The organism is Gimesia sp., assembly GCF_048262075.1.
Taxonomy (GTDB): domain Bacteria; phylum Planctomycetota; class Planctomycetia; order Planctomycetales; family Planctomycetaceae; genus Gimesia.
Genome location: NZ_JBLXFK010000001.1, coordinates 756,953 through 780,321 on the forward strand (window position 1 = coordinate 756,953; position 23,369 = coordinate 780,321).

22 protein-coding genes are annotated in these 23,369 nt (G+C 48.6%); 9 read left to right on the forward strand and 13 right to left on the reverse strand.

The window, feature by feature from the left end:
* Positions 1-11: 11 nt before the first annotated feature.
* The 3 genes from ACN0YH_RS02755 to ACN0YH_RS02765 are packed head-to-tail and all read right to left on the reverse strand — an operon-like array spanning position 12 to position 2,590.
* The gene (locus ACN0YH_RS02755) at positions 12-320 is read right to left on the reverse strand and encodes a hypothetical protein (RefSeq protein WP_417378013.1); all 309 of its coding nucleotides are present in this window, start codon (positions 318-320) and stop codon (positions 12-14) included.
* The gene (locus ACN0YH_RS02760; RefSeq protein ID WP_417378014.1) at positions 310-1,257 is read right to left on the reverse strand and encodes a metallophosphoesterase; all 948 of its coding nucleotides are present in this window, start codon (positions 1,255-1,257) and stop codon (positions 310-312) included. Before ACN0YH_RS02760 ends, ACN0YH_RS02755 begins: the two co-directional genes overlap by 11 nt.
* Positions 1,247-2,590 (reverse strand): AAA family ATPase, encoded by a 1,344-nt coding sequence (locus ACN0YH_RS02765; protein ID WP_417378015.1) that lies wholly within the window; start codon positions 2,588-2,590, stop codon positions 1,247-1,249. Before ACN0YH_RS02765 ends, ACN0YH_RS02760 begins: the two co-directional genes overlap by 11 nt.
* A 184-nt stretch (positions 2,591-2,774) precedes the next feature.
* Between ACN0YH_RS02765 and ACN0YH_RS02770 the strand changes: the two genes are divergently transcribed.
* The 3 genes from ACN0YH_RS02770 to ACN0YH_RS02780 all read left to right on the forward strand — a co-directional run bounded on the left by ACN0YH_RS02770 (position 2,775) and on the right by ACN0YH_RS02780 (position 5,379).
* On the forward strand, positions 2,775-3,983 hold the full coding sequence (locus ACN0YH_RS02770) for a lactonase family protein (protein ID WP_417378016.1): 1,209 nt from the start codon (positions 2,775-2,777) through the stop codon (positions 3,981-3,983).
* A 101-nt stretch (positions 3,984-4,084) separates the two neighbouring features.
* On the forward strand, positions 4,085-4,741 hold the full coding sequence (locus tag ACN0YH_RS02775; RefSeq protein WP_417378017.1) for a phosphoribosylanthranilate isomerase: 657 nt from the start codon (positions 4,085-4,087) through the stop codon (positions 4,739-4,741).
* A gap of 209 nt (positions 4,742-4,950) precedes the next feature.
* Positions 4,951-5,379 carry a response regulator transcription factor gene (locus ACN0YH_RS02780; RefSeq protein ID WP_417378018.1) on the forward strand — a complete coding sequence of 143 codons (429 nt, stop codon included), beginning with the start codon at positions 4,951-4,953 and terminating at the stop codon, positions 5,377-5,379.
* Between the two features lie 16 nt (positions 5,380-5,395).
* On the opposite strand, the gene ACN0YH_RS02785 is transcribed toward ACN0YH_RS02780, so the two are convergent.
* A complete protein-coding gene (locus tag ACN0YH_RS02785) occupies positions 5,396-5,890 on the reverse strand; it encodes a DUF420 domain-containing protein (protein WP_417378019.1) in 495 nt (164 codons plus the stop codon).
* A 244-nt stretch (positions 5,891-6,134) separates the two neighbouring features.
* On the opposite strand from ACN0YH_RS02785, the gene kdsB reads away from it, so the two are divergent.
* The 4 genes from kdsB (at position 6,135) to ACN0YH_RS02805 (ending at position 10,442) form a co-directional block, all read left to right on the forward strand.
* Complete coding sequence (gene kdsB / locus ACN0YH_RS02790; protein WP_417378020.1) at positions 6,135-6,887, forward strand: 3-deoxy-manno-octulosonate cytidylyltransferase; 753 nt, start codon at positions 6,135-6,137, stop codon at positions 6,885-6,887.
* Between the two features lie 169 nt (positions 6,888-7,056).
* Positions 7,057-8,733, forward strand: coding sequence for a CTP synthase (locus ACN0YH_RS02795; RefSeq protein ID WP_417378021.1), 1,677 nt, complete (start codon positions 7,057-7,059; stop codon positions 8,731-8,733).
* A gap of 58 nt (positions 8,734-8,791) precedes the next feature.
* Positions 8,792-9,724: a tRNA pseudouridine(55) synthase TruB gene (gene truB, locus ACN0YH_RS02800; RefSeq protein ID WP_417378022.1), complete on the forward strand. Its 933-nt coding sequence runs from the start codon at positions 8,792-8,794 to the stop codon at positions 9,722-9,724.
* A 142-nt stretch (positions 9,725-9,866) separates the two neighbouring features.
* Positions 9,867-10,442: a Maf family protein gene (locus ACN0YH_RS02805; RefSeq protein WP_417378023.1), complete on the forward strand. Its 576-nt coding sequence runs from the start codon at positions 9,867-9,869 to the stop codon at positions 10,440-10,442.
* A 90-nt stretch (positions 10,443-10,532) separates the two neighbouring features.
* Here the strand turns inward: ACN0YH_RS02805 and ACN0YH_RS02810 are convergent, their stop codons facing one another.
* The 3 genes from ACN0YH_RS02810 to ACN0YH_RS02820 all read right to left on the reverse strand — a co-directional run bounded on the left by ACN0YH_RS02810 (position 10,533) and on the right by ACN0YH_RS02820 (position 13,625).
* On the reverse strand, positions 10,533-11,084 hold the full coding sequence (locus ACN0YH_RS02810) for an RNA polymerase sigma factor (protein ID WP_145229181.1): 552 nt from the start codon (positions 11,082-11,084) through the stop codon (positions 10,533-10,535).
* Between the two features lie 264 nt (positions 11,085-11,348).
* The gene (locus tag ACN0YH_RS02815) at positions 11,349-11,633 is read right to left on the reverse strand and encodes a hypothetical protein (protein WP_417378024.1); all 285 of its coding nucleotides are present in this window, start codon (positions 11,631-11,633) and stop codon (positions 11,349-11,351) included.
* Between the two features lie 345 nt (positions 11,634-11,978).
* Entirely contained in the window at positions 11,979-13,625 is a 1,647-nt protein-coding gene (locus tag ACN0YH_RS02820; RefSeq protein ID WP_417378025.1) for a hypothetical protein, read from the reverse strand.
* A gap of 606 nt (positions 13,626-14,231) precedes the next feature.
* On the opposite strand from ACN0YH_RS02820, the gene ACN0YH_RS02825 reads away from it, so the two are divergent.
* Both ACN0YH_RS02825 and ACN0YH_RS02830 read left to right on the forward strand, forming a co-directional pair.
* Positions 14,232-15,536 carry a hypothetical protein gene (locus tag ACN0YH_RS02825; protein WP_417378026.1) on the forward strand — a complete coding sequence of 435 codons (1,305 nt, stop codon included), beginning with the start codon at positions 14,232-14,234 and terminating at the stop codon, positions 15,534-15,536.
* Positions 15,537-15,789: 253 nt separating this feature from the next.
* Entirely contained in the window at positions 15,790-16,443 is a 654-nt protein-coding gene (locus ACN0YH_RS02830) for a hypothetical protein (protein WP_417378027.1), read from the forward strand.
* Positions 16,444-16,474: 31 nt separating this feature from the next.
* Here ACN0YH_RS02830 and ACN0YH_RS02835 read toward each other — a convergent pair whose 3' ends face one another.
* From ACN0YH_RS02835 to ACN0YH_RS02860, 6 genes are all read right to left on the reverse strand, one after another.
* Positions 16,475-17,725 (reverse strand): PmoA family protein, encoded by a 1,251-nt coding sequence (locus tag ACN0YH_RS02835; protein ID WP_417378028.1) that lies wholly within the window; start codon positions 17,723-17,725, stop codon positions 16,475-16,477.
* Between the two features lie 2 nt (positions 17,726-17,727).
* Positions 17,728-19,017 (reverse strand): Gfo/Idh/MocA family protein, encoded by a 1,290-nt coding sequence (locus tag ACN0YH_RS02840; RefSeq protein ID WP_417378029.1) that lies wholly within the window; start codon positions 19,015-19,017, stop codon positions 17,728-17,730.
* Between the two features lie 88 nt (positions 19,018-19,105).
* Positions 19,106-19,510: a hypothetical protein gene (locus tag ACN0YH_RS02845; protein ID WP_417378030.1), complete on the reverse strand. Its 405-nt coding sequence runs from the start codon at positions 19,508-19,510 to the stop codon at positions 19,106-19,108.
* Between the two features lie 811 nt (positions 19,511-20,321).
* A complete protein-coding gene (locus ACN0YH_RS02850; RefSeq protein ID WP_417378031.1) occupies positions 20,322-21,278 on the reverse strand; it encodes a DUF1559 domain-containing protein in 957 nt (318 codons plus the stop codon).
* Positions 21,279-21,339: 61 nt separating this feature from the next.
* Positions 21,340-22,710, reverse strand: coding sequence for a FecR domain-containing protein (locus ACN0YH_RS02855; protein ID WP_417378032.1), 1,371 nt, complete (start codon positions 22,708-22,710; stop codon positions 21,340-21,342).
* Positions 22,707-23,243 (reverse strand): sigma-70 family RNA polymerase sigma factor, encoded by a 537-nt coding sequence (locus ACN0YH_RS02860; RefSeq protein WP_417378033.1) that lies wholly within the window; start codon positions 23,241-23,243, stop codon positions 22,707-22,709. The genes ACN0YH_RS02855 and ACN0YH_RS02860 overlap by 4 nt, the downstream gene beginning before the upstream one ends.
* Positions 23,244-23,369 lie beyond the last annotated feature (126 nt).

A 23,369-nucleotide genomic window follows, 5' to 3' on the forward strand; every position in this document is an offset into this window, starting at 1 on the left:
AGCCGCCCCGTTCAGGATGCATCGGACGCATTGTGGGCCGTTTCAATTTTGGTGAGTTCCGCCTCTATCTTTTCCAGGCTCTGATGGTACTCAGCCCGCTTACGGGCATTTTCATCTTTGATCTGCTGCAACTTCGTTTTGAGTTCTTCCAGCTGATCGGTGCCATACTCTTCCTGGGCCTGCTGTTTGAGCTCGTTCAGGTTCTTTTCGGCGTTTACCAGATCGCGTTCGGACTCAATTTTGCGTTTATTCAGTTTCTGGAACTGCTCCGTCAACGTTTCAATATCGGGAACGGCTCCCGGCTGGTCATTATTCGTCATGGCTGGACACCTCATCTGCTAATTTCTGTATTTCAGTTGCCACGGTTGTTTCGAACTGTGGCAGATTTTTCTCCAGGAACAGTTTAAGACCTGCCCCTGTATCTGTTCGGCGAGACTGTAATTCGGCCAACCCCGAAATGAAAGCGGAAGGGAGCCCTTCCTCGGTTTCATCCTGCACTTCGGGATGAAAGATATCCTCAAATGACTCATGCGGAATGACGAGTTTCGAGCGCTGCCAGCCCGCTGCGGATACTTCCAGCTTGAGTACAGAGGGAACGTGTGCCCGCGTGGCATCACTGCGAGAGCGGCGGATAATGTTACCCGGCGTGACCCAGGTGGTCTGTCCCTTTTGCACGTCTTCCAGCTGCCGGTGAATGTGCCCATTCACGACGTAAGCCACGCCTTCGATTTCGTATGGTCTCAAGTGCCCCTGTTCTTCGTATCCGGGTACCAGAATATCGTGATGGGTGACCCAGACAACAAGTGGCGATTCAGCTTCTTTCTCAAAAGCATTGGCTTTGGGCAGTTTCTGTCCCCAGGAGGTGCCCCCCACCAGGACAGATCGTCCCGCCATGGTGCCCCGCCAGGGAGTTTCTGACGAAAGCAGGCGATAGCGGCCGGCCTGAATCAGGATGCTCAGCGTGTCATGTTCATTCAGTTGGTTTTCCCGGCAGTCATGATTCCCGTAGATACCATACACGGGCGTATCGAATAGCGTGAGCAGCTCGCAGAGCAACCAGTTCTGATTGTCTCGGGGGACATGAAACAGATCCCCGAGAATCACGGGCAGCAGTTTCTGCTCCTGTGCTGTCTGCAGGCACCATTTCAGCTTCTCCAGCACCACGCGGGGATAGTCGTCTTTACGAAAGCCAGGAACCCGTCCCTCGACGTGTGGATCCCCGATGAGCAGCACCCCCTGGTATTCCTCATGGGTCATGTGTGTGCCCCCTCAATCCAGTCTCTGCAGACTGCAGAAACTGATCCGGTTCAAGCTCCGCGCCACAGGTCGGACAGGTGGGGTTTTCTGCCACCCAGTCCCGCATTTCCACACGCACGCGTTCAAATGCTGCTTCTGCTTCCGCGTGAATCTGTTTCCGTTCCAAAAACTCGGTTTCCGCGGCGGTCCACTGCTGACAGACCTGCTCCAGGCGGGCGCCGTCAACCAGTTCAGGGGGTGGAACACATCCCACGAGTATTTGTGCTTCCTGCTGATCCAGTTGAACCCGTTCTGCCGCCGCGGACAGTCGAGTAATCAGCTTCTCCAGATTGTCTGGTGAGGTCAACTGGGGAGGATCCTGCAGATCTTCCAGGCAACTGTGTGTAATAGTGGAATACTGACAGATCCCGGTTTGCAGCTCCGTCTCTCTGATCAAAGCCACTAGCGCGGACTCATCTTCAATCGTTGGCGGTGTATTTAAAGGTTGTAATGCGGTGACGGTGACCTGGGAACGTTGCAGTTCCTGTTCGATCCCCTGCCAGCGATGAACGAGTGCTTCCAGCGGACGCTCATTTTCCTGCTGGAGTTCCATTGGCAAGTCGTTCAAACAGGCCGTGTGGTGGGAGCAGAATTCTACACGTTCACTAGCCTGTGTCAGTCCCTGTATCAGGGTTTCCAGCTGCTGAATCTGCTGTACTTCGGCCTGGAGCGTATGATAGGTCTGGTCGAGTTCATCCAGTCGCGATTCCAGATCCGGAACTGGCTGCAGGAGTTCCAGGGTCGCGGCATTCAGTTTCTGCTCGGCCTGCTTACGCTGACATTCCTGCTGTGATACTTTGACTTTACTGCGGTGCAGCTTCTGCATTTCGATCAGGACCGATGCATCAGAGGAAGACGCAAAAAAACGGGCGGCACGACTACCCCGGTCGCCTAACAGAAAAATGGGCGACTTCTGCTCGCCGAAATGCACGTCGAATTCATCGCTGTCCCCCGACTTGACTTTCGCCAGCCGCAGAACTTCGTTCAGGTTCTCCGGGACGCTGTTTCGGAGGCGATGAAAATCCTGCCCGTCAATCGTGTAGCTGACCACTTTCTTTTTGCGCTTCCATTCGATGACGTGGCCATCATCGGTTTCCACGATCACACGGCACTCTTTCGCACCGTGCCTGACCATATAATCGCCAGAGGTATTTTCAGCCAGAACCTGCAGCGCAGAAACGAACGCCGACTTACCGCAGTTATTAGGCCCTGTCAACACGGTCAATCCGGGCGACAGCTCGATCTCGGTAAACGCATGGCTCATAAAGTTATGTAGTGTAATCCGTTTCAACATGCTTCAAAGTATAATCATTTCGTTTTCCGAATCACAGGATTTATACCCCCGGTATTTCAGATCTCGTCCGAAACAGAGGCTTGCGTTCCGTAGTGGATTGGAGTCAAATAATCTGAAATACGACCATAGGGCTCGAAACTCGTGACCTGCTCGTTTCTTCCTGCATTCTTAAATAGGACTACCCATGCTCTCGCAGACTCAATATTTCCTGTACGTCACCATGTTGTCAGGTGCTGTCTGCTCAACCCTGTTCACTGAGACCGCCCGGGGCGCCGATCAATACCGGGTTTATGTGGGCACTTACACCCGCGGCAGTGATAGCAAAGGGATCTACCAGCTGCTGCTGGACAGCGAGACGGGCAAACTGACGCACGTGGATGCTACGGAAAATGTCGTAAACCCGTCGTTCCTGGCGATTCACCCCAATCAGAAATTCCTGTATGCTGTCAACGAAATCAATGATTTCCCCCATGGGATTGTTGATTTTCCAAATCTGCCCTCCGGAGCTGTCAGTGCGTTTTCGATTGACTCGGACAGTGGTAAGTTGACTTTTCTGAACCAGATTGCATCCGAGGGAGGCTCTCCCTGCTATCTGGTGGTCGACCGGACCGGAACAACGGTGCTCGTGGCCAATTACTCCAACGGGAGAATTTGTTCATTTTCGATCAAAAAAGACGGTGCGATCGATGACTGCAAATCGGTAATACAACATAGTGGCTCAAGTATTAACCCCCAGCGTCAGCAGTCGCCCCACGCTCACTCCATCAACCTGGATCCTGAGAATAAATATGCGGTCGCAGCTGATTTAGGCATCGATAAGCTGCTTGTATATATCTTTGATCCCAAACAGGGTGTTCTATCTCCGAATTCAAACGGCTCCCACGAGATCAAAATGGCCCCGGGAGCCGGACCTCGCCACTTCGCCTTTCATCCGAGCGGGAAATGGGGTTATGTGATCAACGAGCTGAACCTGACCGTGACTGCGATGAACTACAATCAAAAGACGGGCGAATTAGAGATCATTCAGAATATCTCTACGGTTCCCGCAGGAACCAGGCGGAAAGGGAATTCGACGGCCCAGGTCCTGGTGCATCCTTCCGGGAAATTCCTGTACGGCTCGAACCGGGGACCGAACACAATTGTCATGTACCGGATTGATCAGACAACAGGGAAACTGACGTTACTGGGCTATCAGCCGACCGGCGGGGCCATTCCCCGTAATTTCAACATCGATCCCAGTGGAAAATTTCTGCTGGCTGCCAACCAGGATTCGAACAATGTAGTCGTTTTCAAGATCGATCAAAAAACGGGGTTGCTCATACCGACGGGCCATGAAATCACTGTGCCCAAGCCAGTCTGTATCCAGTTCCTGCCTGTCAGCTCTACGCGCTGAGTGGCCCGGCGACTATAATGAGAGTCCAGTCCGCGTCACCCGATGATTGCCGCGGTCGATTCGCTTTTCAAGATATCGAGCCAGGATAAGACCGATCAACAATGTGGACGAAAATATGCGGCATTCGCGATGCCGAAACAGCCCGAATGGTGGCCGCGCTCGGTGCTTCCGCGCTGGGATTGAATTTTTATACCCCCTCACCGCGGTCAATCAGTGTCGAAACCGCCCGGGAAATTGAAGCTGCTGTCGCAGACAAAGATGTGTCTCTGGTGGGACTGTTCGTCAATCACAGTCTGGAGGAAATTGAGACGATCTGCGGGGCGATTTCTCTCGACCTGCTCCAGTTGCACGGCGATGAATCCCCCGAATATCTGGCTGAACTGGGACTACGCTTTCCTGAGCTGCCCCTGATTCGTGCGTTTCGGGTACGAGAATCCGACCTTGCATCTGTCGCCGCTTATATGAATGAATGCAATCGCTGTGGGAAACGACCGGACTTCCTGTTGATTGACGCTTATTCACCAACGGCCTTTGGTGGGACCGGAAAAGTGGCTCCCTGGACTGTGATTCAGGAACACTATCAGATTGACGACTGGCCACCACTGATTTTGGCAGGAGGACTGACCCCAGAGAATGTAGCAGAAGCAATCAGCGCCGTTCAGCCCTTTGGTGTCGACACTGCCAGCGGAGTCGAGGAGCAACCGGGCGTGAAAAACCGGGCCCGAGTTGAAGCATTTATAAATCAGGCGAAAAAGTGAAGAAAATTCTTCGCTAAAGCCGCTACAACAGGGCTTACTATTCACCTGAAAGTTTAAGATTCATCACAGTTTTCCATAACTGCCTTGAGAATCGATTGATAGAGGCATACCATATACACAGGGCAGGTGTGTCTCGAGGATGTGGCGCTGGGTCACTTTAATTCAGGAGTCGCGAGAAACAACTGGTTTCTCCAGGGAATTTAAAAACCATGTCAACCGATTATACGATTTTATTGATCGAAGATGACCGTGAAATTTCAAGTACGCTAAGCGGTGTCATCAAGGCAGCAGGTTACAATGTGCTTGTTGCCCCCAATGGTCTGGAAGGTCAAAAACTGGCACAAGCTGAAAACCCGGATCTGGTCATTACCGATATGATGATGCCCAAAATGGGCGGGTTCCCGGTATTAGAGTCTTTGAAATCACTCCCATCCCCTCCGAGAGTCATCATGATTACTGCGAACGAAGGAGGACGCCATAAAGCTTACGCTGAAATGCTGGGCGTAGATGATTATCTCCGAAAACCATTCGCAATGGATGTTTTTCTGGATGCGATCGCACGCGTCCTTGCTAAAGACAGCAGTGACGACGCGAAGCCAGCCAAAGGACCAGTTACCCGCTCTCGCAAAAAGTCCTGATCAGAAAAAGAGGCTCTTAACTGCTGACAACAAACGCGACGTAGTACCAATACAAGCCTGTTACCGAAGTCAGCGTGATATCAATTGTTGAAATCCAACCCAGCTTCTTATGGAGCCCGCTGTGTGCACAGGGTGTGGGCGGATTAGGAATCCGTTTCAATGCCAGAACCAACGTAGTAGCCCAGAACAGTGGTGTGCTGACAGCAAATACCAGGTGAACATAGAGCACATTCCGAACATACTGGAACTGTTCGGGAGTCAACGGTGTCTCGCGCTGATTGACAATATTCTGCCAACCACCGTGCATGAGTTGCACGTCGACTTCAAACGCAGTTACAGCAACCAGCAGTACTGCTCCCAGTAATATCTGCAGTTTTTTGTGTAAGGAAAAATTACGTTTAATTTTGACTGTGAAGAGACTGAATAACAGTAAAGGCACGATAAGGATGAGTGCCGAGACAACAAAATCCAACATGAAAGTTGAGCGATAGCCTAGAAATCCATGTTCCATCTGAAAATCCTGTCTGGGAATCTGTAAGGGGCTAAACTGTTAGCAGCACACCATATCAGAAGTGCTGATCCCCTCCAATAGCAGCCTGTTAACCCAGCGATCTGCTCTCCGGAAGATTCCTGTCAATAATGCTGCAGTTTTGCTTGTCCCCCGCTTGATGTCTTTGTCAGAGTGTTGATAAATTGACGAAACAGACAATTGTTACCAAGAGAGCCGTCCATCATAAAACACAGGAGGTGTTCACATGCAAGTGTGCGGCGTGATTCCCGCCAGACTGCAATCCACTCGACTACCCGGAAAACTATTGCTGAACGAAACGGGTAAAACGTTAATTCAGCACACTTGGGAAGCCGCCGCCAGTTCCGAAAAGCTGGATCGGTTGATCGTCGCTACAGACAGTCTGGAAATCATGGAATGTGTACATGGATTTGGCGGGAAAGCCTGCCTGACAGGTGAGCATCCCAATGGTACCGACCGAATTGCAGAATTGGCAAAGCACGAGCTGTTTGATGCTGAAATTCTGGTTAATATTCAGGGAGATGAGCCTGAAATTTCACCCGTATTTATCGATCAGCTTATCGAAGTTTTAATTCAGTCTCCGACTGCAGATATGGCTACGCTGGCTACTCCGATTCGTGAATTGGAGCAGTTGCAGGATTCTTCTTGTACGAAAGTTGTCTGTCGCACGGATGGCTCTGCAATGTACTTTAGTCGCCTGCCTATCCCTTTTACTCGTGATCAGAGTCCAGAATCACTCCTGCCAGACCAGAGTCCCTGGCTGCTACATCTGGGGATCTATGCGTACCGTCGGCCTTTCCTGCTGAACCTGACTCAGATTCCACCGACTCCTTTGGAGCAGTTGGAAAAGCTGGAACAGTTACGTGCTCTGGAATCAGGTGCCACTATTCAAGTCGCTCAAGTTTCCCACCCTTCCGTGGGTATTGATACTCCTGAAGATTACGCTCAATTTGTTTCACGCTATCAGCAGAATAAATAAGCCTCCCTACCCGGAACAAGATACTGCCACCCATCTTAAGTGACTGATATTATTTACCTTAATCCGATACACCAGATTTACCTCACAATCACTGTCGGTTGTTCTTCCTTAAATCTGGCTGGGGTTTTCCTGATTTTGAAGCGTGCAATTTCAGGAAGAATTGCCTATCATGCAACATTATTCAATGACGTCTCGAGAAACAGATCGCGAAATGACCAAACACACAACAAAACATATTTTTGTTACTGGCGGAGTAGTCAGTTCCCTGGGTAAAGGCCTGACTTCGGCATCCGTTGGACTCCTGCTGGAACAGCGCGGCTTGCGAGTCCGCATGCAAAAGCTCGACCCTTACATTAACATTGATCCAGGCACAATGAACCCTTATGAGCATGGCGAAGTTTATGTGCTCGACGATGGCTCAGAAACCGATCTGGACCTGGGACACTACGAGAGATTTACCAACAGCCCTCTTTCGCGAAAATCGAACTACACGACGGGGCAGATTTATCAGCGCGTAATTGAAAAAGAACGTCGCGGCGAATACCTGGGGGCCACCGTGCAAGTGATTCCCCACATTACAGACGAAATCAAAGAGTCGGTTTATAACCTGGCCAGTTCCGATGTCGATGTGGTGATTACTGAACTGGGAGGGACCGTGGGGGACATCGAAGGGCTCCCCTTTCTGGAAGCGATTCGACAGATCCCTCTGGATATCGGCAAGGAAAACTGTCTGTTCATCCATCTAACCCTGGTCCCCTACATCAAAGCCGCCGGGGAAATGAAAACGAAACCGACGCAGCATAGCGTCGGCCTGCTTCGTCAGATTGGTATTCAACCAGACGTACTGATTGTCCGCACAGAGCGTCCGATGGAAAAAGACCATGCAGACAAAATCGCCTTATTCTGTAACGTCGAAAAAGGAGCCGTAATAGAAGAGGTTGATACGGAGTATTCAATTTACGAAGTCCCACAGGGTCTTGCCGATGATGGCCTGGACAAGCTGATCATCAAAAAACTGGAGATCGATGCGGAACCATTGGATCTGTCAAACTGGCGTTCCCTGTTGAACCGTATCAAGAATCCGGAACATGAAGTCACGATTGCAGTGGTTGGCAAATATATCGACCACAAAGATGCTTACAAATCGATTTATGAATCCCTGTTTCATGCCGGCTTCCATCATTCTACACGTATCCTTCTCAAGCGGATCGAAGCAGAAGAAATCGAACAACAGGGCACCGAAGCGTTGCTGTCGAATGTAGACGGTATTCTGGTTCCGGGAGGCTTTGGCAAACGTGGCATCGAAGGAAAGATTGCTACCGTAAAATTTGCCCGTGAGAATAAAATACCCTACTTTGGTATCTGTCTGGGGATGCAATGTGCTGTCATTGAGTTTGCCCGAAATGTCCTGGGACTGCCGGACGCACACAGCACTGAATTTAACAGCGAATCAAATGCTCCCGTCATCTGCCTACTCGAAGAGCAGAAAGAGATTACTGAGAAGGGAGGCACGATGCGACTGGGAGCCCAGGATTGCATCATCTCCAAAGACTCACACGCTCATACCTGCTACGGAGCTGACTCAATCAGTGAGCGTCATCGACATCGCTATGAATTCAATCCTGAATATCGCAAACAGATGATTGAAGCGGGCATGATTCCAACCGGAACCAGTCCCAATGGTAACCTGGTAGAAATTGTTGAGATTCCGGATCATCCCTGGTACCTCGCAGTGCAGTTTCATCCGGAATTCAAATCCAAACCAGTCAGCCCGCATCCTCTGTTTGCAGGTTTTGTCGGTGCTGCTTTGAATTATCATCAACAAAAAGTACGGGTTTCTGTCTGAATCAAAGATAGAGCGTACCATTTGCTGTAACCACCAGAAACAATGGGCACATTCTCCGATGAGTTCCAAAACATCTGGATCCAGTCTGACCATTTCAGGCCTGCTGAATATCAATAAACCAAAAGGTATTACATCCCGGCAGGTGGTTAATCAGGTCCAGAAGTTGATCAAACCAGTCCGCGTTGGTCATGCGGGAACCCTTGACCCGCTGGCGACGGGGGTACTGGTACTGTGTACTGGATCCAACACACGTCTGATTCGCTTCATCCAACAACAGCCCAAAGAATACATCGGTGAATTTATTCTGGGAAAGCGCAGTGATACTGATGACATCACAGGTGTTATCAGCGAGACAGCCAACTGTCGACTGGTAACACAGCAGGAGCTGGAAACCTGCCTGCCTGCATTCAAGGGAAAAATTGATCAGATTCCGCCTCAGTACTCCGCCGTTCATATCGACGGAAGACGAGCCTATGATCTCGCGCGGCGTGGTAAATCTTTTGAAATTCAGCCCCGTAAAGTCGATGTTTACGAAATCGAATTATTGGACTTTTCTTTTCCCCGGTTTCAATTACGAATCTTGTGTGGTTCGGGAACCTATATCCGCTCAATCGGCCGTGACCTGGGCGAACAACTGGGCGTGGGCGCCACCATGTCGGCACTGACGCGTACCCGAATCGGTCCCTTCAATTTGGATTCAGCAATGGAACTGAATGAAGAACTATCTCTCGTCACGATTGCCGAGAATTTACAACCGGCGATACTCGCTGTGGAACAACTGCCCCACTACCACTGCAATGAACGGGAACTCCTGTCGCTCAGCCAGGGACAAAAGTTGAAATGTAAGCCAGAACAATTTCCGGCAACGCAAGAGAATATTGAAATCGCGGTGATCAGCCCCCAAGGTGGACTGGTAGCGATTGCCGACTGGGAGCCAGCAGAAGACCAGCTGTCTCCACGTCAGGTGTTCCATCCCGCACCTGATAAATAAATTCAATCCAGCTAGACTGTGTCCAGTTTTACTATAGCGTCTCCAGGGCTATTTGAACCGAGTATAATAGTTTGAGAGACGCTATGGTTAAATTTGATGCGCTCTAGAAGAACTGAGTAGATTTTCGTTGAGAGACCACAATATGAAACTCATTCTGGCCAGTACCTCTCCCTATCGTGCTCAACAATTAACACGAATGGGATTAGAATTTGAGACATGTGATCCCCAAGTGGATGAAGAACTGTTCAAACAAGCCGGATTTACCCCTGATACATTGGCTGAAGTTCTGGCCTTGGAGAAAGCAAAGACGGTAGCTCAACAGAACCCCCAAGCAGTAGTCATTGGAGGTGATCAGCTGGTTTCTTTTGAAAACTGCATTCTGGGAAAGCCTGGCTCAGAGGAACTTGCGATTGAACAGTTACTGTCAATGCAAGGTCGAACCCATCTATTGATCACCGCTATCGCAGTACTTGGTCCTGATTTTTTAGAGACTCACCTCAATCAGACCACCCTCAAGATGAGAGCACTCAGTAGAACTGCCATCGAACGCTATGTCCGCTTCGATCAACCTCTGAATTGTGCGGGAGCTTATAAACTGGAGCGCCAGGGGATTACATTATTTGAAGAGATTCAATCCACAGATCATTCTGCGATAACAGGAATCCCGCTGATCGCATTGACCTCGCTGCTGATCAAAGCAGGCATAACGGTTCCCTGACCGGGGATGGTATTTCATAGATCGATATAAAATAAAACGCCTGCAGAAGTTTCCCTCTACAGGCGTTTTTCTTGTTACTATTAATCCGCATTAAACGGACTGCAGATCCAGCAATGCTTCCCGCAGTCGATTACGGGCCGTGTGCAGTCGCCGCTTGATCGTACCGATGGGTCGATCAAATTCGTGACTCATCTCCTTCAGGGACTGACCTTTGAAGTAGAATGAGATCAGCGTCTGCCGGTCAACTTCACCCAGCTGTTCCAGTCCGCCTCGCAATTCAGTTGCCCGTTCACTTTCCAGAAGTTTGTCCAAAGGACTTTCTGGCTCATCGTCCAGGACGATAATTGTATCCGGGCTCTGAATGCATTCATTAGGCCGACGCACAGCTCGATTGATTGACATCCGGACGGCAATCTGTCGCAACCAGCCACCGAATCGCTCTGGTGCATTCAGCTGAGACAGTTTTCGCATTGCCTGGATGAATACATCCTGAGTTACTTCGCTGGCTTCTGCATGATTCCGTAGTCGCTTCATGACGATCGCAAATACAGTTGATTCAAACTGAACCACCAGTGAACCAAAAGCTTCTCGATCACCATTCTGAGCAGCAGTAACTAATTCAATTAAGTTCTGATCTTCCATTGTACTATCTCTTCTCTGTCCCTGAAAAAGGACATTTATTCAAGGAGTATCAAAGTGGCATGACATGCAGTATTGATGTGAGAACAGAACAGCATCAGATGTCAGTCGAGTGCAGTTAAAAGAATAGATTCTTTTAACTGCAGGAAGACAACCAAAGTGTTGCTCACGCCATCAAAAACGGCACGGTCAGCTCAACCCGAATTGAGTTAAACCAACCACTTTGAGGAACGATTTTCTGCTGAAAAGCAGGGAATTGGAGACTGCCTACGAAGCAGTTCCGGTCACAGTGGTTTGGGTACCCGTTATCCGCGTATATCTTTGATATAGCGAATGCCTTGATGGTTGATGTTGACAAGAATGCCAACCCATCGGGGGGGTCCCCGGCATACCACCGGATTCCGACAATCGTTCTCCACTTAGAGGGCTTAACGAATCCAGACGGAGGGCGGCACAGACGACATCAATGGCTTTCACGACAGCTGCTTTGACAAACGCGCTGTTGTTAATTGCTTTGACGACGAAACGACGATTCTGTTTATTGAAAATCATCAGTGCACCTCCTGCGTTAAACCGCAGAGAAAGAGACTAAAAAAGCGAGGTTACTACCTCGAAAGGAAAAAACGGAACAATTCCGTTCACAAATAAAATACAGAAAATTCCCAACTCATAAATCAGGAATCCTCCTACACCAGCTAGACCGAGCCTGGCTGATAAAGGTTCGCGTATTTTTGACAGTTTTCGGTAAAATGTCGAATCATTCAAGAGATGTTTTGCAAAATCAGCTCTGATTCTACAATCGACAAGATATCAATCATAATAACCAGAAGACGTATCTCACTTACTGAATTCAACTTACAAGCGACCATACAGCCATTTTTCAGGCCAGACAGATTTTCAGTTATTTTTCTGTTTTTCAACCTGCTGAGAGAGTTTTTGGCCGGATATGATCGAAAAGATTTTAAAACCACCCTGCAGGGTCTGAACTGGCAGATAGGTTTTCGTGACCATTGACTGCCTGCTCAGCCCCAAACTGAAAGTAAGATACGAAGCAGGTATTCCCTGTTTTTTCAGCAGTTCATCGGAGAACACCCCGTCCTGTTGGCGACTTTCTGATAACACGTTATAGATTCTGGCTACTGTAGCAGGCACATCTATTAAAGCGAGAATATTAGCTTCTCTGAGTCCCTGTTTGCGGGCAGCCTGAAAAGCAGGTTGGTTCTGTGCAATTTCCTCAGAACTGTCAGAAGCATTTATCGCATCCAGGAATTTCTTCATAGACGCTGTCCCCCCCATTGCCTGAAGCACCATGCCTTCAGGGTAAGCCATCCGGTTGGTTATCCCTTCAGGACCGTACAGAATTTCCAGCATACGTTTCTGCACCTGGAGTGGATCAGAGGCGAGATCTACTTCCTGCTTGATTACAGTAAGATCCACCGTTTCCTCTCCAATTTTTTCCGCGTCCGGTGTGTACTTAATCTCCTGCTTTATACCGGGAAAGGACATCTCTTTCATCATTGCCATCATTTGACGAGTGTATTTTCGCATTTCAGCAGACGGTGATACTTCTGAAACCGTATACGCATTCAACACACCGTCTGACAGCTTGCCTAATTCGAATGAAAAGTAATAGCTCCCAAATTTCAAACTACGGATCGCTTTCACAATTGATTCAAAGTTCTTACGAGCTTCATCGCTCTCTTTAGTCTCATCAAACATCTGTGCCGTGAAATTCATCCCCCAGGTAATCAGGGCATCGGTATTACCGGCACCTGCGAAATAAGTCAGCTGACCGGCTGGAAACTTCCCCAGAAGCTTAAAGTTCTGGGGAGGGTTTTTCTGAAACAATTGATCGGTTTGTGAGTCTGATTTTACTTCAAACAGACTTTCCAGGCCGATGCCCCCCTGTTCGATGTGAAGTGCAGTTGTATAACTGCGGGAATCCTGAACAGCCTGCAGAGCTCCTTTACCCAACGTGGAATACATCGCTAAAATCGGTTCTGTGTTCACACCAGGTGATGCCTTTACCGATTTCGAAAGCTGATTCAAAGCCTGCTCGAACTGCTGACCGGCCAACATCAGTTGAGGCTCGTAGATCGAGACCAGATTCTCTGAATTGACATAGACTGAGAAATCGCCTTTCTCAAACATATCTTTCGCTTCAGCGCTCATCAGGGACTGGAAATTGAGTATTGGATCCTGACTGACAAGTACCGCCTGATCAATGAGGCTCCGGTCTTCGCTGTAAATGATCCACTTTTCCTGAACCACACTTTTATATTTTTCACCGAGTTCCTTTATGATTACAGCTTCATCTTTGACCGGCACCACATACAAAATCCCTGGTGATTTGGTTTTACTCAGAAATACACCCACATACATATCACGCGTGTTATCGACTCCTGCCAGTGTGGGGTTAGATATGGAACGTCCCAGAACAGTCCGTAAATTTCCCTGCAGTATTGGGCTCAGAGATTCATCCACCTGATTTATGATGGCCGTCAACTTTTGTAGTGTTACACGAGGCTGTTTAAGACGGATCACAATACCAGCCCCTGAAGAAACAGCTGAATGCGGAAATTCAGCCGCCAAAACGCCTGTACAAGAAAAAAGAAGCACACTGATAATCAGCAGATTCTTCCAGTTAGCGAACATAATAGAAACACTCCATCTATTAAAAATTGCGAAGGTTGGTAGTCTGATGCCCTATTATATACTTTATAAATCAGCGAGAGCACTGCCCCAGACCTATAAACCGCAACTATTCTTAAACCACTTATAATTCGGCAGTTAACCACTCTTAGCGTCTGATTATTTTCGCGAAGGTTTGATCGTATCAAATCATCCCCATTTAATCTGGGAGCCATGGAACAACTGGGAAGACACTGCCTATCAAACAAACTGTATCGATTAAAAAACATAAATCTCATGCAGCAGTCTGAACCATTAAATCAGAATCCAATTCAAAACCGACCCTCTTGTCTAAGATCGAATTCGTCCGATGAAAGAAGTGTCCTACTTTTTCCGGTTGATGAAATCAGCGCGTGTTCGCCCGAGGATCGTGGCCCACTCATTTTTGGTTTCTCAACTGTCTTACAGTAATCTCAAATAGACGACAAAGATCTCGTTGAAGGATCGTACAGAGTATCAATGTCTACAGGATTTGCCGGCTCTCGTTCCATAGATGAACGCCGACGTCGCAGACTGGCGTCGGAATCTTCCGAGTCCCTGGAGGATTCGAACGAGGACACTACATCTCAGAATATCGCCCGAACCCATCGTTTCGCGGCTGGACAGTATCCGTTGCGGACAGTCATTTTCCCCCGACGCTGGAAACTGTCAGCTTTTTATCTACCTGTTCTCTTCTGTTTTGCCGCGTTAGTGGCTGCTGACCTTTATCGACCGGAATTGACTAAACCTGATTCCGCTCTGGCCGGTTATCTGTCATTAAAAACCAGTCCCCTGTCGCATGTTCTTAGTGGCGCACTCTTGTTAGTTTCTGGACAACTGGCACTTCTGATCGCTTCCTTGCGAACTCAGAGTCTGCATGATTTTTCAGGCAGATATCGCCTCTGGAAGTGGGTTGCCTGCGGATTGTTTCTATTTGCCTTGTGCACTACCACGAGCCTGCATCAGGTCTGGGCCAGCACCGTGATTGAATTAAGGCTGTTTGACTGGGGCCCCCATACCAATCTTTTAGCCTGGATGGTTCCGGCACTGGTACTGGGTTCCAGTGTGGCCTTGATGACGTATCTTGAGCTGCGTGGCGACCGTGCGGGATTGAACATGACAATCATCGCAGTCGCTTCATATGTTGCCTATTTAACATTCCAGTTTACTGATAATCTGATTCCGGGAACCGCCTATCACCATTTAATTGGATCTGGCTTGCTGTTGTTCGCACACTGGTGTTTCTTCACAAGCCTGCTCTTGCATATACATCACCTGCTATATCAGTCTGTCGACCTGCCGGAAAAGGTTCCTTCACGATTCACAAAAATCGGAGGCGAGTATCTGCGTCGTCGTCGTATCAGACAGAAAGCAAAACGAGTCGCGAAAGCAATCCTTCGCAAAAAAGAGCTGGCAGTCACCCGGTTAGAACAGGAAGCCGCAGAAAAAACGCGATGTGAAGAAGCGGCCAGAGTACAACAGAATCAGCCAGATCCTCCTGCTGAATCTAAAGAACCTAAACCTGCCCCAACTCCAAAGAAAAAGGCTTCAGTTCCCGAAAAGGCAAAGACCCCTGAACCTGTTCAAGCTGAATCACAGCCTGCTCCAGCTAAAACCGTCACGAAACAAAAAACCAGATCGGCAAAAAAGAACATTCGTGTCGATCAGCCACACGACCCGGAACAGCTTAAAGGCTTAAGCAAACGGGAACGCCGCAAACTGCAGAAACAATGGCGTGAAGCTGAACGTCAGAATTCCACTGAGGACGAATCAGACTGGTCATAATTCTCACATTTTTATGATCCGGTTTTAGATTACGCTCGTTTCTCTACTTCATTCCGTATAGACTTTCCCTTTATGGAAGACCGCGTTTTTCCACTCAGGCTCCTGGAATTTCAATTCCTGCAGCCATCTATAACATCGACCTGCAGCTTCGTGAAAAGGTACTACCCCCATGTCTGACGACAACTTTTATTCAGAAGATAACGATTTTCCTCCTGAGTCTTCTTTACAACCCAAACAGGGAATGAGCACTGGGGTGAAAGTGCTGCTGGCACTACTCGGCTTTGGCGGGCTGTGTATGCTGTTGTGCTGTGGCGGGGTTTATTATGTGGCTCGCGGTACAGAATTCAAAGTTACTGATAAAAAAAATGAGATCCTGGAAATTCAAAATGAGATCACTGATATAACAATTCCTGACAGTTTCCATACCCAGGGTGGTATCTCCATCAATGTTGCCAGTTCACGAATCCGCATGGTGATCTACGAAGAACAAGAGCAACAAGGCGCACTTGTGATAATGAGCCTGGGAATCCCCAACGATGGGATGGTTGATATGGACAAGGAATTCCGCGACGGCATGAAGCGACAAAAGCAAAACCAGCGGGAGCTCACCATCACCAAAGAGGAAGAGCGGGAATTCACTATTGATGGGGAAAAAATAAAATTTAACTTCGCAGAAGGTAATGATGAAAACGGTACGGAATTCCAGCAGATTACAGGAGTATTTCCAGGCAAGCAGGGAGCCGCTTTCCTGTTTGTGCAGATTGCGACCGAAAGTTATAACGAAGAAGAAATTGTCAAGATGATCGAATCGATACAACTCCCCTCAAAAAATCCAAAGGCTGAGGAGAAGCCAGTAGATGAAGAAAAACCTGCAATAGACCAGAAGCCGGTTTCGAAACCAGAATAACCAAATGGATCAATCCGTTTGAAACGTGGATTCACGGAGCCGAAATAATTTTGATTTTGGGAGGATGAGCGTAATCATCCCATAAACGTTGATCCCGTTCCGCATCCGGCTTGCCATCGTGCACGTAATAGCGATAGCGTGAGACGAACGTTTTCCCCGGCTCTATGATAAACGGATCCAGCGAAGCAACAGCAAAACAGAAGTAAGGCATCGTGGGATGCAGCCTGACAGGTTGTGGAAACCGGAAATTCCCCGGATGATCCAGAATAGCGATACCCGCTGTCTCGGCTCCCAATCGGCCATACATCTCGACCCACGACGGACGGGATTGATTGCCATTCAGTTTATCCTTCCCTTCGCTGGTTAGATAATTATACGCATCCGCTCCATGCCAGTCAGCATGGCCGCGCACCGTCATGCCTCCATAATGAATCTTATCTATCGTGACCGGTTGGTCTGTAGCACACTTCTGGGTCGACCGAATATCGAATAGAAACTGTTCATCCAGTGCATAAACCCGGACCTGCCAGGTTTCTTTGAGCATCGTCACAGGTCCCGATTTTTTTGTCAGATCGATATGATCAATGGTCGTCGTAAATGATCCAAAAACCGGGCCGCCGGAGAACGAATTGACCTGGTTGTGTTCCACTTTTCCTAACTGCGATTTCTGATCCCAGCCATTATTTTCGCGACCTTCGAAGATGATTTTACGCCACGATAACATAATGCCATGCTGATGCGGATGATCGGGATTGAAATCATCAGAGATTACTTTTCCCGAAGGCGTGTAGAGCGGATGAATGTAACCACTTTTGTCGTAATAAGCTTCATCCCGTTTGGGTGCTTTAACAATCGCATGATTATACGTCAGGACCGGTTTCTCAGCGACTTTGACTTTCAAATGTTTGCCATCATCGTTCACGCTGACCTGCTCAACCTGCGCTGTTCCAGGACCACCGGTGAGAACCTGGTATTTCCTGGTCGCGCCTGCAGGTAATGGGTCCCTTAAAATCCAGACCAGTTCTTGCTGCTCTCCTGCTTGATCGATCTGAATGGGAATTTCCTGCTTGTTATCCAGACGGAACAGTGCCAGACGTTGCTGATTTTTAAAGATGTCCGGTACCGGCATACTGATCACACAGTTTTGACGTGCCTGATTTCCTGCAGCAACTTCCAGATATAAACCGGGACCGGCTTCTGTAACGGCGAGCCCCCCCAACAGACTCACCATCAAAGCTGCAAGGTTAGAAATCAGGGTCTGTTTGATTGTTCGATTTGTCATTATCAGAGAGTCCATCCTGAGCGGTATTCGCGTTGAAGATATTTGGCTGCTTCGGGAACATTTCTGACCTGCATGGCTTCCGCATCCCATTCCACTTTTTTACCCGCCCGAAATGCCAGATTCCCCAGCAGAATCGTTTCGGTCAGGGGAGCGGCATAATCAAAGTGACACAATGTGTTCCCGTTTCCTTTACAGGCTTCATACCATTCCATGCGATGATTGCCAATCGCGTCTGGAATCGTTTTTTCGGGTGGTTTGAAGCCAACATATTTTTCCTCAGGCATTAACACCCGCTTATTGTAATCTGCCGCGAGCATCCCCGATTCGCCAACAAATAGAATCCCGGCTGCCCACTCCGGGCCTCCCAGATCGAGAACAGCCTGCGGAGTATTACGGCCGTGATACCAGATCACTTCTACCGGAGGCATCAAATCCCGTGCAGGAAACTGCCAATGACAGTCGAGCCAGAAGGGAGTGGAATCGGGATGCAACTCTGGTCCCTTAGTTTCAACGGATGTGGGATACTGCAGGTTGAGAGACCAGAAGATCAGATCCATATAGTGGCATCCCATGTTGCCCAGCGTGCCATTGCCAAAGTCCCACCAGTAATGCCAGTCATGGGGATGATAACAGGGATGAAAATTCTGCATAGGAGCCGGACCAACCCACAAATCCCAGTTCAGAGTTTTGGGAATCGGTTGTGGTTTCACAGGGCGATCCACGACACGCTGATAGCGTCTCCAGCCACCCGGTCGTCCAAACCAGACATGCACCTGCTTCACATCGCCAATCGCGCCTGACTGAATCAGTTCGACAGTCCGGCGGTAATTATCTCCCGCATGATTCTGTGTCCCCATCTGCGTGACGACTTTTTGCTCTTTCGCGACCCGCTGCATCTCACGGACTTCATGGATGGAATGTGCCAGGGGTTTTTCACAATAGCAGTGCTTTCCTCGGCGCATCGCATCAATGGCAATCGTCGCATGTGAATGATTGGGAGTGGTGACGACGACCGCATCAATCTCTTTATCGAGTTGCTCCAGCATGATGCGAAAATCGGCATAGGTTTTCGCTTTGGGATATTTCGCTGCATATTTTGCCGTACGCGCTGAATCGACATCACACAGTCCGACGATATTCTGGCTGGAAACCAATCCCAGATTCGCATTCCCCTGGTTCCCCAGGCCGATACAGGCGATATTGAGTTTCTCATTGGCTGATTTATTTTCTGCAGCCAGGGAACTCCCCCCAACCCAGAGACCGGCACTTCCCAGTACCGAATCTCGTAACATTTTTCGACGCGTAATTCTGGAATCTAATGGCATTACTTTATCACTTCTCCATGCTTTCAGATCTATGGATCGGGTTTCTCTTTATATTCTACATTGATTTCAGGACAAAATGAAATTCGTTTTCAGAGTCCTGGCTGACATTTTCCTGTAGCTCGCTCTCCGTGTTGTATTTCGCAGGTATGTAGGATTCCATGATATCCTCACCAAAGTCTTTCCCTTTTTTGCCGGTCTTTCGCGCCGCTGAAATGATTATTTTTTTTGTTCCGACAGGACATTGCAGATCGAATTTCCCAGCCTGTATTTGCCCGGCAGCTGCTGGTCCTGCACCATCAGCGGGCTCGAAAATAATGTCCCCGACCGGAATGGAATCTCCGTCCAGTGAAACAGAACCTTTGACTGTGACAAATACTGGCTCCTCACTTCCCTGATTCCCGCAACCGCTGAAGACTGGCAGAAGCAGTGCACACGAAAGGACATGATAAACTGGAATCATTCTTGAATTGAAAATGGCTGACACCTCGAACAGTTTTTAAATTCGAACCGAATACTTCTACACAACAACGAAAATCATTCACAATCTGTTGAAAAGAGACACTGAATAAATTCGACTTGACTCCCTCCTGCGACGAACCATGATAAGCGCCTAACTGAGTCGCGCGCGTGACCAGTTTACAGTGCACTGAAACACGGGCCAGTTGTTCTTTATCTTCACTGCAAATGAGCCTGTTTTTTCCAGATTTGCACTGCCTGAAACCACACCTGTTCGTAATGTATGCCTGCGGATCGCCACACTTCGAAATACTTCGTCCCGGCACCGCCCCGGTAACGTCCCATATCGCGCCCACATCAACATATATCGCCACATTTTGTTGTTCATCTCCCCTTGACCTCCCCATGCCCTTCCCGAAAATACTCCACCATGCAACACAACACAGAAATCAGACATTCGATCCCACACAGGACTGAACCCCGCAATAACGAAAATACTCAATGTCTTCTCACGCCCCCAGGTGGTATAGTTGACTTGCCCAATGCTACTGTTGAAAAACAAGAGTCACTCCTCCCGACCGGATAGCCCCGAATGCAATTCGGGGTTGTCGCAAACAACAGGAAACAGTCAGGGTAAACATGTAAAACAGTGTCACACACCCGACCTGCCTTGCCCAAAAGGCGTGCTTCAAGTGTCAGCCCGCAGAACCGGCAGTGAGTCACAATCCACGACTTGCCCTGCAGACAGATTTTACTCGATCTCTTTAGTCCCACGCAGATGGAAATCCCGAATCACTGAACAGGTTAAACCAGACCTAAAATTCTCCCAGCACTTCTCCCCCTGCCCGTGTTCCCAGATGACGAAATGTAGTGGTGTCGACATTGTCGGAAATGAACCTCACTGCACCATCTGCCAGTAGAAAATGGACTCCCCCTGTATGTCTGCTGCGTGCATATACGGCATTATCACTACTGGAGCAGGTTGTACTGATGGGGGCATAATCTCTGTGGTAACCGTAGGTCACGGTATCAGGTACTGAAGTATTGGGTCCCTGCAACGTGGTAAACGTCCCGCCACCCACATATTTGGTCCCCCAGATCCTCCCACGGAGATCACCAATCGTCAGACAATCTGCAATGGAGCTACCCCCTGCGACATCGGGAACCAGATTAATTTCCCCGGCGGCGATGGTATTGGACGTGCCATCGGTCACATCGCTCATTCTGACCCGTGACACATAAAAGAACATCCCGTTTAATTTAGGAAAGGTTCCATCTGCTCCTTGTGTCGTCGATCCTGAGCAGAGTAAATAATTCGAATAAAACGTACTCTTCTGACTCCCAATTTTGCCGCTGTTGGGATCGGAGGGACACATAAAAACCGGTACTTTGACTGATCGCTGCGGATGGGAAGCAAAGTCACTGACAGTGCCTGATTGAAAACCGTCTCTCAGCTTATCATACAATGGTGCCTGATCGACGTAAGGCAAAACCATATGAAACCATGATTGACGTGCATGATTCTGTCCGGTGTAGGCTGCAGTATTCACACCACAAACGGTTGCAAAAGGAAAGACGCGATGAGAATCATGGTAGTTGTGCAGCGCAATCCCCAGCTGTTTTAAATTATTCTTACAGGTACTCCGGCGGGCAGCCTCCCTGGCCTGCTGTACTGCAGGTAATAACAGTGCAACCAGGATCGCAATAATCGCGATCACCACCAACAGTTCAATTAATGTAAAACCCTTTCGATGTCGATCTAGAAATTCCATAACTCCTCTCTTCATAATTATTATAAAAGGAATGAAAACAATTTCAGGGAAGGTAAGGCTGTCAGGGGAGTTCGGTGAGGGATTCTTGATGCGAAGATTGAACGATCACACGAAATTCATCGACGAAACGCTCTCCTGAAAGCAGCATGAACGACAGTGTGCGTCGGTCTGGTGAAATAGAAACTTCATCATATCTGGCCTGTGGATCATTGCCGCCAGTATCAGTTTCAGTTCCCTGATGAACAAATTCACGCTTGGAATTGTTCAGACTCAGGGGATGAAAAAGTCGATCCGTTTGAGACAGGATTTTTTTATCCAATATGACCCCCAGAATGGGTCGGTCAAAATGAATCTCACCTTGAACAGGAATAAAAGTCCCTTCTTGTACTGCAGGATCATAATAAATGCGGTAGCAGTCCACTTTCGTCCCTGCGGATACCGTGCCTGCTCTCTTCGGTGGTCCGGTTTCCGAGGGTTTTGCCACAAGCATCAACTCTCTATTTAGCAATACCTGCATCCGCTCTGGAAAGATAAATGCCAGGCCATCGTGCTCAAAGACCTGATACATGCCAGTTGCCAGTGCATCAGGCATGTTCTCCTGTAACACCACAGAATCAGAGTAATTAAGAATGCCACACTTTTCAGCGAGAGAGAGAGTATCAGATGCTTCCGCAATCTCATTTTTAACAGAGTCGATCGTAGCTGAATGATGTTCTGAAACCTGTTTACTCGACTGGATCCCTCCCGCTTGATTCATCAGCGAGGCAATCACTTTCCCCCGGTAAACCTGAATCCGCGTATCAATTTTTTCGACGGTCTGTACAGAGAATAAAGTCCCCAGGTCAATCACACGCCCATGAGGAGTGTCCACCTGAAATCCGATTCCGGAACGGGGAACGTTGGCAATAAAACTCCCCTGTTGTAAATGCATCGAATTATTGCCTGTCACTTCATAGGAGGCAGGAGCAGAAATAAGAACTTTAGCGCCGGTCGGAAAATGCAACTCGGCTGATCCCTGTTTAAGAGTCTGTCGGATATGGTTTTTAATCGGTTCGCCTGAGCTGAAAACAACGCCCTCTGAAATCGACACGAGGGGAGAACTCGAGACAGACTGGTAAAGAAAATACCCGCCCAGTAAGAGGAAAATACTGAATATCGAAGCCAGTACTGAGATGCCCACTGTTCTATTGCTTCTGGAAAAGAACTGGTTAGCTCGTGAAACTACAGCACTCTCATCTGGAAGAGTCTGCTGTTCCAGTTCAATGTCAGCCCCCCACTCAGCCAATACCAGATCATCGCTGGCAAATGTGATCAATCGCTCGGCCAGTTCCGGTTCATGACACAGACGTTCTTCGAATGAATGGAGTTCTTCTGGAGACAGTGTTCTGTCGAGGTACTCCTGTAACAGCCGGTCATCGTTTAGCTGAATCATTCGACAGATTCCTCCAGGAGTCGTTGCGCAACGCAATCTCTCAGGATGGCGCGAATGCGATGAACCCTGGCATAGAAAGCAGTCACTTTGAGTCCAGACTGGGCAGCAATCGCCCCCAGACTCTCGCCCGAATTGTCATAACAACGTGCAATCAGAGTTCGACTCACGTCTGGCAAACGCTCCAGACATTCCAGTAACTTTTCTCGCCTGGTTGAAACAGGTTGTTTCTGCTCTACTCGCTCAGCTGCCTCCGCCAAAACAGCAATTAACTGCGGGTTCACTGGTTTTTCCCGATCGTAATTTCGATAGTAGGCCAGCACGCGACGAAACGCGATTTCCCGAGCCCAGGGAAAAAAACCGGCCTCCGATTTCAACTTTGCAAATGATTCGACCACCGCCACTGATACTTCCTGAAAGATGTCGTCTGCATCAGAACGGTTGCGAACACTGGCATGAATGTAGGCATACAGCGGTGCTTTATACTGTACCAGCAACTGAGCAGCGTCTGATTGTGTTTCCATATCAGCAGGCATACATTACTTTCGAAAAAATTGAACTTCCCATTTCATAGAGGAATCAACTCCTCATTTTTTGACGCGCTAATTTGAAGATTATTAAATAATTATCAAAATAGTCCGTCCAACAGCAATCGGAACGGA

Excerpts from the sequence above, each read along its gene's own strand:
- ACN0YH_RS02770 (WP_417378016.1), top strand. The coding sequence starts at position 2,775 with ATGCTCTCGCAGACTCAATATTTCCTGTACGTCACCATGTTGTCAGGT.
- ACN0YH_RS02855 (WP_417378032.1), bottom strand. The coding sequence starts at position 22,710 with ATGATTCAGCTAAACGATGACCGGCTGTTACAGGAGTACCTCGACAGA.
- ACN0YH_RS02815 (WP_417378024.1), bottom strand. The coding sequence starts at position 11,633 with ATGATTTTCAATAAACAGAATCGTCGTTTCGTCGTCAAAGCAATTAAC.
- ACN0YH_RS02845 (WP_417378030.1), bottom strand. The coding sequence starts at position 19,510 with ATGATTCCAGTTTATCATGTCCTTTCGTGTGCACTGCTTCTGCCAGTC.
- ACN0YH_RS02775 (WP_417378017.1), top strand. The coding sequence starts at position 4,085 with ATGTGGACGAAAATATGCGGCATTCGCGATGCCGAAACAGCCCGAATG.
- ACN0YH_RS02835 (WP_417378028.1), bottom strand. The coding sequence starts at position 17,725 with ATGACAAATCGAACAATCAAACAGACCCTGATTTCTAACCTTGCAGCT.
- ACN0YH_RS02755 (WP_417378013.1), bottom strand. The coding sequence starts at position 320 with ATGACGAATAATGACCAGCCGGGAGCCGTTCCCGATATTGAAACGTTG.
- ACN0YH_RS02795 (WP_417378021.1), top strand. The coding sequence starts at position 7,057 with ATGCAACATTATTCAATGACGTCTCGAGAAACAGATCGCGAAATGACC.
- ACN0YH_RS02760 (WP_417378014.1), bottom strand. The coding sequence starts at position 1,257 with ATGACCCATGAGGAATACCAGGGGGTGCTGCTCATCGGGGATCCACAC.
- truB (WP_417378022.1), top strand. The coding sequence starts at position 8,792 with ATGAGTTCCAAAACATCTGGATCCAGTCTGACCATTTCAGGCCTGCTG.
- ACN0YH_RS02810 (WP_145229181.1), bottom strand. The coding sequence starts at position 11,084 with ATGGAAGATCAGAACTTAATTGAATTAGTTACTGCTGCTCAGAATGGT.
- ACN0YH_RS02805 (WP_417378023.1), top strand. The coding sequence starts at position 9,867 with ATGAAACTCATTCTGGCCAGTACCTCTCCCTATCGTGCTCAACAATTA.
- ACN0YH_RS02765 (WP_417378015.1), bottom strand. The coding sequence starts at position 2,590 with ATGTTGAAACGGATTACACTACATAACTTTATGAGCCATGCGTTTACC.
- ACN0YH_RS02825 (WP_417378026.1), top strand. The coding sequence starts at position 14,232 with ATGTCTACAGGATTTGCCGGCTCTCGTTCCATAGATGAACGCCGACGT.
- ACN0YH_RS02785 (WP_417378019.1), bottom strand. The coding sequence starts at position 5,890 with ATGGAACATGGATTTCTAGGCTATCGCTCAACTTTCATGTTGGATTTT.
- ACN0YH_RS02850 (WP_417378031.1), bottom strand. The coding sequence starts at position 21,278 with ATGGAATTTCTAGATCGACATCGAAAGGGTTTTACATTAATTGAACTG.
- ACN0YH_RS02780 (WP_417378018.1), top strand. The coding sequence starts at position 4,951 with ATGTCAACCGATTATACGATTTTATTGATCGAAGATGACCGTGAAATT.
- ACN0YH_RS02840 (WP_417378029.1), bottom strand. The coding sequence starts at position 19,017 with ATGTTACGAGATTCGGTACTGGGAAGTGCCGGTCTCTGGGTTGGGGGG.
- ACN0YH_RS02860 (WP_417378033.1), bottom strand. The coding sequence starts at position 23,243 with ATGCCTGCTGATATGGAAACACAATCAGACGCTGCTCAGTTGCTGGTA.
- kdsB (WP_417378020.1), top strand. The coding sequence starts at position 6,135 with ATGCAAGTGTGCGGCGTGATTCCCGCCAGACTGCAATCCACTCGACTA.